The organism is Lentibacter algarum (genome assembly GCF_018860975.1).
Taxonomy (GTDB): domain Bacteria; phylum Pseudomonadota; class Alphaproteobacteria; order Rhodobacterales; family Rhodobacteraceae; genus Lentibacter; species Lentibacter algarum_A.
In genome coordinates this window covers 289,414-301,956 of the sequence record NZ_JAHKQI010000002.1, presented here as the reverse complement: position 1 = coordinate 301,956, position 12,543 = coordinate 289,414, and the positions used below count along the sequence as shown (strand labels likewise).

12 protein-coding genes are annotated in these 12,543 nt (G+C 56.9%); 8 read left to right on the top strand and 4 right to left on the bottom strand.

The window, feature by feature from the left end:
• Positions 1 to 2: 2 nt before the first annotated feature.
• From KO498_RS02080 to KO498_RS02070, 3 genes are all read right to left on the bottom strand, one after another.
• Complete coding sequence (locus KO498_RS02080) at positions 3 to 2,213, bottom strand: NosR/NirI family protein (RefSeq protein ID WP_215958214.1); 2,211 nt, start codon at positions 2,211 to 2,213, stop codon at positions 3 to 5.
• 579 nt (positions 2,214 to 2,792) lie between these two features.
• Entirely contained in the window at positions 2,793 to 3,347 is a 555-nt protein-coding gene (gene comE, locus KO498_RS02075) for a sulfopyruvate decarboxylase subunit beta (protein ID WP_215958213.1), read from the bottom strand.
• The gene (locus KO498_RS02070; RefSeq protein WP_215958212.1) at positions 3,344 to 3,850 is read right to left on the bottom strand and encodes a sulfopyruvate decarboxylase subunit alpha; all 507 of its coding nucleotides are present in this window, start codon (positions 3,848 to 3,850) and stop codon (positions 3,344 to 3,346) included. Before KO498_RS02070 ends, comE begins: the two co-directional genes overlap by 4 nt.
• Before the next feature lie 293 nt (positions 3,851 to 4,143).
• Between KO498_RS02070 and KO498_RS02065 the strand changes: the two genes are divergently transcribed.
• Genes KO498_RS02065 through KO498_RS02045 form a run of 5 tightly spaced genes read left to right on the top strand, consistent with a single transcriptional unit; the run spans position 4,144 to position 8,507 of the window.
• Positions 4,144 to 4,818: a glutathione S-transferase gene (locus KO498_RS02065; RefSeq protein WP_215958211.1), complete on the top strand. Its 675-nt coding sequence runs from the start codon at positions 4,144 to 4,146 to the stop codon at positions 4,816 to 4,818.
• Entirely contained in the window at positions 4,784 to 5,407 is a 624-nt protein-coding gene (locus tag KO498_RS02060; protein ID WP_215958210.1) for an FMN-binding negative transcriptional regulator, read from the top strand. The genes KO498_RS02065 and KO498_RS02060 overlap by 35 nt, the downstream gene beginning before the upstream one ends.
• Before the next feature lie 57 nt (positions 5,408 to 5,464).
• The gene (locus KO498_RS02055) at positions 5,465 to 6,067 is read left to right on the top strand and encodes a glutathione S-transferase (RefSeq protein WP_215958209.1); all 603 of its coding nucleotides are present in this window, start codon (positions 5,465 to 5,467) and stop codon (positions 6,065 to 6,067) included.
• Positions 6,067 to 7,758, top strand: a complete 1,692-nt coding sequence (locus tag KO498_RS02050; protein ID WP_215958208.1) for a tetratricopeptide repeat protein — start codon at positions 6,067 to 6,069, stop codon at positions 7,756 to 7,758. Before KO498_RS02055 ends, KO498_RS02050 begins: the two co-directional genes overlap by 1 nt.
• A complete protein-coding gene (locus tag KO498_RS02045; protein WP_215958207.1) occupies positions 7,755 to 8,507 on the top strand; it encodes a phosphate/phosphite/phosphonate ABC transporter substrate-binding protein in 753 nt (250 codons plus the stop codon). The genes KO498_RS02050 and KO498_RS02045 overlap by 4 nt, the downstream gene beginning before the upstream one ends.
• 47 nt (positions 8,508 to 8,554) lie before the next feature.
• On the opposite strand, the gene KO498_RS02040 is transcribed toward KO498_RS02045, so the two are convergent.
• A complete protein-coding gene (locus KO498_RS02040) occupies positions 8,555 to 9,166 on the bottom strand; it encodes a GyrI-like domain-containing protein (protein WP_215958206.1) in 612 nt (203 codons plus the stop codon).
• 343 nt (positions 9,167 to 9,509) lie between these two features.
• Here KO498_RS02040 and petA point away from each other — a divergent pair, with 343 nt between their 5' ends.
• From petA to KO498_RS02025, 3 genes are read left to right on the top strand one after another with little or no spacing between them, the layout of a single operon-like run.
• Positions 9,510 to 10,070: a ubiquinol-cytochrome c reductase iron-sulfur subunit gene (gene petA / locus KO498_RS02035; protein ID WP_215958205.1), complete on the top strand. Its 561-nt coding sequence runs from the start codon at positions 9,510 to 9,512 to the stop codon at positions 10,068 to 10,070.
• A gap of 11 nt (positions 10,071 to 10,081) precedes the next feature.
• Positions 10,082 to 11,407: a cytochrome b gene (locus KO498_RS02030; RefSeq protein ID WP_215958204.1), complete on the top strand. Its 1,326-nt coding sequence runs from the start codon at positions 10,082 to 10,084 to the stop codon at positions 11,405 to 11,407.
• An 18-nt stretch (positions 11,408 to 11,425) separates the two neighbouring features.
• Complete coding sequence (locus KO498_RS02025; RefSeq protein WP_215958203.1) at positions 11,426 to 12,274, top strand: cytochrome c1; 849 nt, start codon at positions 11,426 to 11,428, stop codon at positions 12,272 to 12,274.
• Positions 12,275 to 12,543 lie beyond the last annotated feature (269 nt).

Sequence of the window (12,543 nt, the reverse complement as noted above, 5' to 3'; positions counted from 1 at the left end):
TTTCATCCCTTTCCTAGGTTTGGTGGTGTTTGTTTTTGGTTCGGATGCCCAACGAAGCGTGCAAGATCAGGGCCAGCAGCGTCTTTGGCGCGGCGTTTGGCTTTCTTGATCACAACAGGGCAGATGGTTTCGGACTGGTAGAGAACCTGACAATGCAGGCAGTTGATGCACTCGTTCGGGTTGATCTCACCAGTCGGGTGGATCGCCTGAACAGGGCATTGATGCGCGCAGCTTTGGCAGGGGTTGCCGCACTCGTGATAGCGCTTCAGCCAGTCAAACATCCGCAAACGTGCCGGAATAGCCAGCGCTGCACCGAGCGGGCAGAGGTAACGACAGAAGAAGCGCTCGACAAACAATCCGGCAATGAGCAGGGCCGCGACATAGGCAACAAACGGCCAAGCCCGAACAAAGTTGAGAACAATGGCCGTCTTGAACGGTTCGATCTCTGCCAGATGCTCGGCTCTCTCGATGCTCATAAGAGAGACACCAAACAGCCCAAGAAAGATCATGTATTTAAGCGGCCACAGGCGCTCGTGAAGCCCCCAGGGAAGCGTCCACTGCGGGATATGCAGCGCGCGCCCGATGCGGTTGGTCAGCTCTTGCAGCGCGCCAAACGGGCAAAGCCAACCACAGTAAGCGCCGCGACCCCAGAACAGCAGCGACGCCGCAACCGCGAACCACAAGATAAACGTCAATGGATCAAGCAAAAACGCCTGCCAGCTAAAGCCGGAAACCAGTGAGCCAAACAGCGCCATAAGGTTAACAACCGAAAGCTGCGCATTGGCATACCAGCCGAGGTAAACCAGAGTTACAGTCAGGAACGACATGCGGAACCAGAAGAACCAACGCGCATTGATGGTTGCGAATGTTTGAAAGAAAAACACCGCTGTCAGCACCGTCAGCATGACACCCAGCACGATGATCTCTGTTGTCTTGCCCTCCCAGATACGTTTCCAAAGCGCTTGTTGCGCGTCGAGTTCTGACTGCGTCGCAACTTGCTCGACGGCAGCAGGCACCTCGGCGGCAACGGGCGGTGCAAGCGCGCGGACATATTGCGGCGGCAACTGGTAGGCGAGATCAAAGGTGGTAAAAACCTTTTCGATCGCCCCGACATCACGGTGCACCAACAGCTGGATGCGGAATGGCTGCGTCGGGTCAAACCCGCTGTCCGCGGGTATTTTGAACAAGTCCGCCTCGTTGAAAACCGGCGCACCCGAGGCCGCAATGGAGTTGATACGCTTGTGCATCCGGTCACGAAAACGGACAGACACGTCATTCTGGATCAGCACAATTCTGTCAAAAATTCCGCCACGCACATAACCGGAGCCTTTGAACGAATAGAGCCCGCGCCCAACAATGGCGACAGCGTGGTCGCCCTCCTCCAGCCAGTCATCAAGATTTTTGGCAACGGCATCGCCAAGCAATGCCCTAGCAATTGCAGGGTGCGAGGCAAGCGCCGCCTGCATCTCGATGAACGTGGTTTCAGGCGCTTCTTTCATTGCCCGCTTGGCGGCGCGTTCGTCGTCCATTGCGGCGAAGGCTTCGTTGACTTGCCCGACATCCAGTGAAAGTCGCCGCAACGTGCCGTCGCCCTCAAGTGTCATCCAGTCACTAGCGGCTTCAGCATCAGGGTTGAACTCGAACCGGGGCCCCGTGCCTTTCTCCTCGACAGCAAGCCCGCCCAACCCCAGCTGCCGCGCTACTTTCAAGCCCGAACGAATGATAGAATCGTCGATCACCATGATCGTAACGGTTGCGCCTGAAATGATATCAAGCTCGTGTGCTGTGCCGCCTGTCTCGGCTTCGGCAACCAGATCAAGCCCCGTGTAACCCGCCACAAGGGCCTTAACCTTCGAGTCGGGAATGCCGATCAGAACAATCGGCTCCGAGTGTTTCACCAGTTGCACACCAATGACTTTCGCGGCGTCATCTACGGCAACCATTGTATGTATAGGTTTGCCCGAATAGCCCGTCGTCGACACGTAGTCAGAGGTGACAAAAGCCCAACCAACGCGCTGCCCGTTTTTGAGCACCTGAACTGCCGGAATGTCTGCGTGAACCTCACCGAAAGCGTCAGCACCTTCAACCAACTCTCCGACGTTAATGTCAGGCAGCAGCTTGGAAAGGACAGTTTGGGCCGTAGCCGGAAGCCCGAAAGCGAGCATCGCAACGGCCAAAGCCATAACTTTTAGGAGAGAACGGAAAATTGTCATGCGCTAGCGTCCTTGGTGAGAGGGCGCCCGTCGCTGCATGTTTGGTGATTGTTTAAAGCCAGATCAAATTTGATCACATCTGGCAGAATCATTATGGTCATGTGCCCACTCGGGGGGCCACGCGGCATCGGGCGAAAATTCTGGGTTTGGATGTATGGGGTGTCGAAGGCGGCGCGCGCTGCGGCTGTCAGCCAAGAGCTAGGCGAAACACCCATATTTGCTGTTAGGTCAGCATGCCCGACCATGGCATGGCCACAAACGAGACACTCATGACAGTTGTGCTTTGGTGCGAATGGGGCTGCGTCGGAACTGACAAGAACGGTTTGCACTCCTCCGTCAGCGCAGATCTCCATTTCGAAAACCGCGGTCGCCCCGCTGGCAGCAGCCATGCCTAAAGGGCCATACAAAGTAAGGCAGACAGCTATAAACCAACTGAGCAATATGGAATGAACGCGCGTCATGGCCGCGAGTCTATCCCGCGCGCGCGCCACGAAACGTTGCGCTAGAGCAAACTTCAGAGAGTTAGGCTTCGGGCTCGAAATGCCTCCGAGAACCGCCTTGCGCTACTCTTCCTTGGTGTCAGCTGGCAACAGCCTTCATAAAGCGATCACGGATCACAACCGGATCCATCGTGATCACCGGCATTTTGGCGTTGCCGCTGTCGCATTTGACAACCATCACAGTGCCCTTGCCGCTGTCGATAGCCGCTTGCAGCGCCTTGCCCGTGTCAACATCCTGCACTTCAACTACGTCGTCACAGCCTGCGGCGCGCGCCATGGCAGCAAGGTCGGTTTTCTTGCCAGTGTAAGTCGGCTGATCACCGGTCGAGCCGTAAGAGCCGTTGTCGATGATCATCAGAATGTAGTTCGGTGGCATGTTGTTACCAATGGTTGGCAGCGTGCCGAGGTTGGTCAAAACCGAGCCGTCACCGTCTATCGAAATAACGGTTTTTGGCTGCGCAAGTGCAAGCCCAAGCCCGATAGAACTGGCCAGACCCATCGTGCCCAGCATATAAAAATTGCTCGGCTGGTCATCAATCGCATGCAGTTCCTGACTCGGGATGCCAATGTTGCAAACAACCAGTTGGTCGCGAAGAATGGGTGCGATTTCTTTCAAGATTTCAGAACGTATCATTGGTCGCCATAGCCTCCCCAGAAGTTGGCGTCAGTCAGGATCGCCACAGGTTTGTTGCACATGAAAGTGTATTTCAGGATCGCATCGAACTCTTCAACATCACTCTGTTGGTGGAAGTGGTAAGTCGGAACGTTCATCTGCGCTAACAGTGCCTTGGTATGCACGGCCATCTCGACCTGACACGCAACAGGCTCGCGCAGCTCTCCGCGGTAACTGATCAGCATCGGCAATGGCATGCGGTAATACTGAATGAGCGTCGCCAGTGTGTTAATTGTCACGCCGATCGCCGTATTCTGCATAATAATGGCAGGCCGCTTGCCGCCCATCCACGCCCCCGCACAAAGGCCCATGCCCTCGTCTTCCTTATTGGAAGGGATATGGAAAATCTCGTCGCGCTTGTCGACTTCTTCGATCACACCCGCCAGCTGCTTGCAGGGCACGGTCGTGACAAATGAAACCTCGTTGGCGACAAGATCATTGGTGATCTTCTTGTCGATGTTCATGCTTAAATGCTCCTCGCTTCAGTGATGTGACGTTAGCGTCTTGTCCGTGCCGCCCGCGATGTCAGCGCTACAGGCGATACATCCAAACCTAGCATGGCTCCCGCCTCAAGGGCTAGCACCCGGCGACCGGTTTGGAAATAGTCGCATGCGCGCTCCGTTCAGCTGATAGCCGCTGTGACAGCCTTCATCATTGGCTTTCAGAGGTTTCGGCGCAGTCGCGTTACAGGGCAGCTTAAAGAACAACCGGGGCGATTTTGGTTGGCAATTCGCGCCGCGACACCTAAGCCTTGGGCATGTCACATCTGCCTGTCCTCTGGTCTTTCCGGCGCTGCCCTTATGCAATGCGCGCGCGCCTTGCTTTGGCCGCATCCGGCGTGCCTTCAGCCTTGCGTGAGGTTGTGTTGCGTGACAAGCCCGAGGCATTCTTGCAAGCCTCGCCCAGCGCGACCGTGCCTTGCCTTCAACTCACCGAAGAAACCATCGACGAGAGTTTCGAAATCATGCAATGGGCGCTTGCCCGGCACGATCCTGAAAGTTGGCTCGACATGCCCGAGGCGGGATACAAACTAATTGCGGAATGTGACGGGCCGTTCAAAACCGCGCTTGACCGCTACAAGTATTCGACCCGCTATGAAGGCGCCGACGCAGTAGCCGAGCGCACCCTTGCCAGCGCTTTTGTCATCAAGCTCGACACTTTGCTCGACACGCAGGCATGGCTCTTTGGTGCTACGCCCACACTGGCTGACATGGCGATCCTGCCATTCATCCGCCAGTTTGCACATGTTGACCAGGAGTGGTTTGAAGCGCAGCCCTGGCCCAAAGCCATCGCATGGCTTGAAGGCTTCAAAGCCTCGCCGCGTTTCAAAGCCATAATGCGCAAATACCCACAATGGGCCGCGGGCGATGCTCAGACAGTTTTTCCGGAGATACAGGATGCACCCCAACAAAGCCTTTCGCCAGTCGAGTGATGACAGAAACCTTGCCTTCGCGCGCGCGCAGGGCTTTGGCATTCTAGCACTCAGCACGGAAGCTGCGCCGTTGCTCAGCCACGTGCCCTTCTTGCTCTCGGATGACGGAACCTATGCCGAATTGCACCTCGTGCGTTCGACAGCGATCACCCGCGCCTTGAAGGCTCCGATGCCAGCCTGCCTAGCTGTGCAAGGCCCCGAAGGGTATATTTCACCTGACTGGTATGATGTTGATGATCAAGTCCCGACATGGAACTACATTGCTGTGCACCTCACCGGCACGCTCGAACGTTTGCCAGACACCGACTTGCCGCCGCTGCTTGAGCGTCTCTCCAGGCATTTCGAGCAACAACTCGTGCCCAAGCCGGTTTGGAAAATGAGCAAGGTTTCTGATGATGCGCTGGCCAAGATGTTGCGCCAGATCGTGCCATTCCGACTAACGATCGAAAGCGTCGATGGCACTTGGAAGCTCGGTCAAAACAAGCCCGACGCCGCCCGCCTTAGCGCTGCAGAAGCCCTGCCCAACTCACCGATCGGCACGGATCAACTGGCGCTGGCTGCATTGATGAAATCACCACCGGAAAGCTAGACAGCTCGCAACAAGCCTCCTAGGCTCACCCACGAAATCCATCATAAGGCTCGTGATATGAAACTGATCTCCTCCCCGGCGTCTCCTTTTGTGCGCAAAGTGCGTGTGGTTTTGCACGAGACAGGCCAAACCGCTGATGTTGAAATCATCAACGTCACGACAACGCCGTTCAAAGTTGCCGATGAAGTCCTCGGCGCCAACCCGACAGGCCGCATCCCCGCGCTCATCCGCCCTGATGGTGTAGCCCTTCACGACAGCCGGGTGATCACCCGCTATCTCGACGCCCGCGCCAAGGCATCGCTCTACCCCGAGGCGCGCATCTGGGAAGTGCTGACACTTGAAAGCATGGCACATTCGATCATGGATTCGGCAGTGCTGACCTTCTACGAAGGCCGTTTTCGCACGCCTGAGCAGCAATCGCCGGAGTGGATAGATGCGCAATGGGGCAAAATCGCAGGCGCGCTTAAAGTGATCAACGAGCGCTGGATGAGCCACCTCGCAGGCCCGATGGACATCGGTCACATCAGCATAGGCTGCGCACTCGCCTACCTAGACTTCCGCCACGACGCCCGCAACTGGCGGCAAGGCGTTGATGGCCTCGCCGAGTGGTATGAAAACTTCAAAGAACGCGACAGCATGAAAACAACAACGCCTGAATAATGGATCGCTTCGACCTCGGCCAACACAGTGTGGCAATATCAACCAGCGCTCCGGAAGCGCAGCGATGGTTCGATGCTGGCCTCAACTGGTGCTACGGCTTCAACCACGAGGAAGGCGTGGCCTGTTTTCTGCGCGCTCTTGAGCACGACCCACACTGCGTCATGGCGCATTGGGGCGTCGCATATGGCTCAGGGCCGTTCTACAACAACAGCTGGCGGCAACACAGTGTAGCCGAGGCAAACGCAGCAACCGCTATTGCGCATAAACACCTCACCAAAGCCCGCAAAGCCGCGAGCACAGCAACCCCGCGCGAAAATGCACTGGTCACCGCCCTCGCCCAGCGCTTCCAACAGCCCCACGCAGTCGCGCCGGAAGGATTTGACGCATGGGACACCGCCTACGCTACGGCCATGCGCGAGGTTTACCAGCAATACCCCGACGATCACGACATCATGGCGTTGTTTGCCGAGGCCTTGATGACCCGCACACCGTGGAAGCTGTGGGATGTGCGCACAGGCACGCCAGCCGAAGGCGCCGACACGCTCGAAGCATTGGCAGTTATCAACCGCTCTATCGCACTGCACGACGCAGCCCAAACCCCGCAGAACCCGGCGATCTTGCACCTGCACATCCACTGCACCGAAATGTCGGCAACACCGGAAGACGCCCTGCGCTCGGCTGACATACTCGGCACGCTCTGCCCTGACGCCGGACACATGAACCATATGCCCGCGCATACTTATGTTCTGGTTGGTGACTACCTCAAAGCCAAGCAAGCCAGCGAGAAAGCCATAGCCGCCGACGAGAAGTTCCTCGCCTACGCAGGGCCGCATAATTTTTACACCACGGCCCGCGCACACAACCTGCACTTGATGATGTATGCCTGCATGCACCTCGGCCAGCTCGCGCCCGCCCTGAAGGCCGCCGAGCAGATGTGCGCAACGCTGTCTTATGACGTGCTCTCTGTTAAGGGTCGCCCGCAGCTTGCCACAACGATGGAGGGCTACTACTCGATGAAGATGCACGTGCTGGTGCGCTTCGGGCTTTGGCAAGACATCGTCGATGCCCCGATGCCAGACGACCCGGTGCTCTACTGCGTGTCGACCGCAATGCACCACTACGCCAAGACAGTTGCCCATGCCGCGCTTGGCAACTTTGCTCTGGCCGAAGCCGAGCGCTCGGCTTTTTACAAATCCCGCCAGCACATCCCGCCGGAACGTGCCTTCTTTAACAACAGAGCGCAGCACATATTGGCAGTTGGCGAAGCCATGCTAGAAGGCGAGCTGGCCTACCACAAAGGCGAATACGACACCGCGTTTGAACACCTGCGCGAAAGCGTGCAGCGTGACGACAACCTCGCTTACACCGAGCCTTGGGCCTGGATGCACCCGCCCCGTCATGCGCTGGCGGCACTGCTGGCCGAGCAGGGGCATTTCGCAGAGGCGGAGGAAGTCTACCGCACAGACCTTGGCCTTAACGGGCAACTGCAACGTTGTGCGCAACACCCTAGGAATGTCTGGGCGCTGCAAGGCTTGGTTGAATGTTTGAAACACCGTAATGCAACAGCAGAACTTGCCGAATTCGAACCCATGCTCATTGCCGCGCAGGCTTTGACAGATGTGAACATCACCGCTTCATGCCTCTGCGCAGGTATGACAGCCAAGCCTTGCTGCAAAGGAGAACCAGAATGATCGCCAATATGATGATGTATCAATGGCCCCAGCTTGTAGACGCTCACAACCGCTATTGGGCGTTGATCCGCGAAGAGCTTTCTCACCGCGGCCTCGACAGCCCCGAAGTGCTCAGCCAGGACGCAGAGGAGTTTGCAGTTTGGAAAAACCCTGAACTGGTGCTGTCCCAGACCTGCGGCATGCCTTACCGCACATGGCTGCATGACAAGGTGCAACTCGTCGGCACGCCGGATTACGGGCTTGAAGGCTGCCCCGCAGGCCACTATCGCAGTGCGATCGTGGTGCGCGCGGGTGATGCGCGTGAGGCCTTGGTTGACTATGCGAACGCAACATTCGCCTACAATCAAACCTTCTCGCAATCCGGCTACGGTGCACCATATTTCCACTGCGCGCCGCTTGGCTTCTGGTTTGAAAACCGCATGCAGTCGCACGGGCATCTGATGTCGGCTCAAGCCGTCGCCGAAGGCCGCGCAGATATAGCCTCGCTTGATGCGGTGTCATGGCGGATGATGCAGCGCTACGAACCTTGGGCAAAGGACTTGCGCGTGCTTGAATGGACGACACCAACGCCCGGACTGCCGCTGATCGCCGCTGCCGGCGCAGATGCCGAGGCCACGTTTGATGCTGTGCAAGCTGCTTTGGTGCGGCTGAACCCCGATGACAAAACCGCGCTCAGCCTTAAAAGTTTGGTGAAGATCGCCAAGGAAGACTATCTTGCCGTGCCAAACCCGCCAGGCACATCGCTTTAGGCCGGGTCAGAGTTGAGTATTTGTGCGAAAAGAAAAGCCCAAGACGGTTAAACATCACACACCGGTTGCCTGAGCACGGTCTTGAGTTTTTCAGGCGCGGTGCGGCGCGGGTCACTGATGTAGATTTCGTGATGCTCTCCACGCGGCTTCAGGCCGTTTTCGGGCATGAACACATTGTGCATACTGTCGATCACCGGAGCTTCTTCGGCGTAGGGGCCAATGTGCATGATCTGCACGCTTTTGCCCTCATGAAACGGTGCAAGCTTCAGGCTCTCTGGCGCATTGCCAAGCTTCTTGGTGGCTTTCGCAACCGCTTCGTCAAACAGCGTTTGGTCTACCCAAGTCGGCGTTGTGATCATCATCCGCCACTTCCAGTTGTCGCGCTTGTCTGTTTTGAAATCGCTCCAGTCGTCGGCCCACCAAAGCCCCTCTAACGGGGGCGCAACAAAATCTTTGCGGTATTTTTGCTTGGCGATGAACTTCATCGGATAGATCACCGAGTAAAGCCATTGCACCGCATGGCTGTAGGCCTCCCCTTCAGGCGCGCCTTGCCCCTCGACGCTCACAAACGGCATCTCGGGCACATCGACGACAGAGTATGCCTTGGAAGACGGCTGATAAAACTCTTTCAGTTGTTTTTTGAGATCGGTTTTGTTCATAGCGCTCCCTCCTATCGACAACTCTAGCGCCTTTCTGCGGTCACTGCGACTTTTCGATAATGCAGTCGAAGTAAGAACCAAACGAGGCTTTGCGCTTCAATTTCTGACGGTTTTGCAGAATCACGGAGCGCTTGAACGGCGCCTTTTCCAGCTTCCGGCATGACAAAAACTGCCTTGCAGACCCGTCACAGGCCGCGACACAACGTATCTGTAATCAATCTAAGCTAGACCTGCGCCAAAAGCGCGTTTAAAGATCGCGACCAAGAGGGTGTGGGATTCTGCTGAATTCCGCATTCCCGAACCGTATAGGCGCGCTTTGCCTAGAAACTAATGGAGAATGCTCGTGTCCCACGCAGATGATCACGAAGGCACACGTAGAGACTTTATCTACTACGCCACCGCCGGAGCAGGCGCTGTGGCTACTGGTGCCGCGGTCTGGCCGCTCGTCAATCAGATGAACCCTTCAGCAGATGTACAAGCCTTGGCGTCTATCCGCGTTGATACTGCTGATATCGACGTTGGCACGCAGCTGACAGTCAAGTGGCGCGGCAAACCGGTGTTTGTTCGCCGTCGCACCGAAGACGAAATCGCCGATGCGCGCGCTGTTAATCTGGCTGATCTTGTGATCGACGACGAAGCCCGCAACGACAACAACCCCGGCGCCGACGCGAGCGACGAAAACCGCAGCATGGACGAAGCCGGCGAATGGCTTGTGATGATGGGCGTTTGCACGCACCTCGGTTGTGTGCCTTTGGGCGACGGTGCTGGCGACTTTGGCGGCTGGTTCTGCCCTTGCCACGGTTCACACTACGACACATCAGGCCGCATCCGCAAAGGTCCGGCTCCCGAAAACCTTCCAGTTCCCATTGCCCGCTTTGAGGGCAGTGAACTGGTCCTCGGATAAGGAGACGCGACATGTCTGGTATTCCTCACGATCATTACGAGCCTAAAACCCGCATCGAAAAGTGGCTGGATAGCCGCCTGCCGGTTGTTGGCCTGCTCTACGGCACGCTGATGATCCCGACGCCGAAAAACCTTAACTGGTGGTGGATCTGGGGCATTGTGCTTGCCTTTTGCCTGGTCTTGCAAATTGTCACCGGCATTGTGCTGGTTATGCACTACACGCCGCACGTTGATCTGGCCTTTGCCAGCATCGAACACATCATGCGTGACGTGAACGGTGGGCACTTCCTGCGTTACCTGCATATGAACGGCGCCTCGCTGTTCTTCTTTGCGGTCTATATTCACATCTTCCGCGGCCTCTACTACGGCTCCTATAAGTCACCTCGCGAGGTGACATGGATCGTTGGCATGCTGATCTACATCCTGATGATGGCAACCGGCTTTATGGGCTACGTTCTGCCTTGGGGCCAGATGTCGTTCTGGGGTGCTACGGTTATCACAGGCCTCTTTGGTGCGATCCCGTTCATCGGCGAAGGCTTGCAAACCTTCCTGCTTGGCGGGCCAGCCGTTGATAACGCGACGCTCAACCGCTTCTTCTCGCTGCACTACCTGCTGCCATTCGTTATTGCCGCTCTTGTGGTTGTCCATATCTGGGCCTTCCACACCACAGGCAACAACAACCCGGCTGGCGTTGAAGTGCGCAAAGGCTCAAAAGCCGAAGCGGAAAAAGATACGCTGCCGTTCTGGCCGTACTTCGTGATCAAAGATCTGTTCGCGCTGGTGGTTATCCTCATCCTGTTCTGGGCGGTTGTCGGCTTCATGCCAAACTACCTTGGTCACCCCGATAACTACATCGAAGCCAACCCGCTGGTAACGCCCGCACACATCGTGCCTGAATGGTACTACTTGCCGTTCTACGCGATCTTGCGCGCCTTCACCTCAGAGGTCTGGGTTGTGATGTTTGCCAGCTGGATCACCGGCGGCATCGTGACAGCGAAGTTCTTTGGCGTCTTGGCCATGTTCGGCGCGATCATCATCATCGCACTGGCACCTTGGCTTGACACGTCACGCATCCGCTCGGGCCGCTTTAGGCCGATGTTCAAGTGGTATTTCTGGCTGCTGGTCATCGACTTTATCGCCCTCATGTGGCTCGGCGCTATGCCAGCCGAAGAGCCTTATGCAACGTGGTCTCTCATCGCGGCGGCTTACTGGTTTGCTTACTTCCTCGTTATCCTCCCGATCTTGGGTGTGATCGAGAAACCGCTGCCAATGCCCGCCACCATCGAAGACGACTTCAATGCAAAGTACGGCAAAAAAGCCGGCACTCCGGCTGAATAAGAAAGGACTAGGGAAACAATGCTTAAGAAACTAGCACTCTCAGCAGTAACCGCCCTCGCCCTTTCGGCAGGTGGTGTTCACGCAGCCGGCGGCGAAGGTGGCCATATCGAGAATATCGACTTCTCGTTTGACGGCATGTTCGGCGCCTATGACCAGTTTCAGCTGCAACGCGGCCTCAAGGTCTACACCGAAGTTTGCTCGGCATGCCACGGCATGACATATGTGCCGTTGCGCACATTGGGCGACGAGGGCGGGCCGCACTTCTCAGCTGCAGAAGTTCGCGCCTATGCTGCCGAAAACTTCACCGTCTATGACCCCGAAACTGACGAAGACGTGCCAGCCAAACCGGTTGATCACTTCCCTGCGTCAAACGACGAAAATGCGCCAGACCTCTCGCTGATGGCCAAAAAGCGCGCGGGCTTTCACGGCCCGAGCGGCTCGGGCATCAACCAGCTCCTCAAAGGTATGGGCGGCCCTGAGTATATCGTCGCGATCCTGACGGGCTACCACGAGGCCCCTGACTGCGCGCCAGAAGACTTCGACGGCTACTACAACGTCGCCTTCGCACCAGGTGGCTACCCGGAAGAATGTGTCGATGATCATGGTCACCGCACGGTTCCTGGCTCATGGATCGGCATGGCGCCGCCGCTTGATGACGGGCTGGTCGAGTTTGACGATGGCCACGACAACTCGCTGCACCATATGTCAGAAGACGCCGCAGCCTTCCTCATGTGGGCCGCCGAGCCCAAGATGATGGCACGCAAGCGCACCGGCCTCATCGGTGTGATCATGCTGTCAATTCTGGCCTGCTTGCTCTACCTGACCAACAAGCGCCTCTGGGCACCGCATAAGCCCAAAAAGCACTGAGTTTGTCACAGCTCTACAATCAGCCTCCGCCCTCACCGGCGGGGGCTTTTTTGTGTCTGCTGTTTGAGGGCGCCGAGGGCAGAGGAAATGCCGCCGAAGCGGCAGTCGTCGTTAAAGAGTAGGCACGCAACGCACGCTGCGTTAAGTTAATTTGCGTTAACAAAGAGGCCTCAAACCTGTCTGCACGCATTATGCATGTGTTTATGCACTGTGATATGCACAGGTTGTGCCGCCGCGGTTTGGCGCTGTGTTTAGGCCGTTAACCCCAG

Bases quoted from the DNA above. Each gene is read 5' to 3' on its own strand.
- KO498_RS02080 (WP_215958214.1), bottom strand. From the start codon at position 2,213: ATGACAATTTTCCGTTCTCTCCTAAAAGTTATGGCTTTGGCCGTTGCG.
- comE (WP_215958213.1), bottom strand. From the start codon at position 3,347: ATGATACGTTCTGAAATCTTGAAAGAAATCGCACCCATTCTTCGCGAC.
- KO498_RS02070 (WP_215958212.1), bottom strand. From the start codon at position 3,850: ATGAACATCGACAAGAAGATCACCAATGATCTTGTCGCCAACGAGGTT.
- KO498_RS02065 (WP_215958211.1), top strand. From the start codon at position 4,144: ATGTCACATCTGCCTGTCCTCTGGTCTTTCCGGCGCTGCCCTTATGCA.
- KO498_RS02060 (WP_215958210.1), top strand. From the start codon at position 4,784: ATGCACCCCAACAAAGCCTTTCGCCAGTCGAGTGATGACAGAAACCTT.
- KO498_RS02055 (WP_215958209.1), top strand. From the start codon at position 5,465: ATGAAACTGATCTCCTCCCCGGCGTCTCCTTTTGTGCGCAAAGTGCGT.
- KO498_RS02050 (WP_215958208.1), top strand. From the start codon at position 6,067: ATGGATCGCTTCGACCTCGGCCAACACAGTGTGGCAATATCAACCAGC.
- KO498_RS02045 (WP_215958207.1), top strand. From the start codon at position 7,755: ATGATCGCCAATATGATGATGTATCAATGGCCCCAGCTTGTAGACGCT.
- KO498_RS02040 (WP_215958206.1), bottom strand. From the start codon at position 9,166: ATGAACAAAACCGATCTCAAAAAACAACTGAAAGAGTTTTATCAGCCG.
- KO498_RS02030 (WP_215958204.1), top strand. From the start codon at position 10,082: ATGTCTGGTATTCCTCACGATCATTACGAGCCTAAAACCCGCATCGAA.
- KO498_RS02025 (WP_215958203.1), top strand. From the start codon at position 11,426: ATGCTTAAGAAACTAGCACTCTCAGCAGTAACCGCCCTCGCCCTTTCG.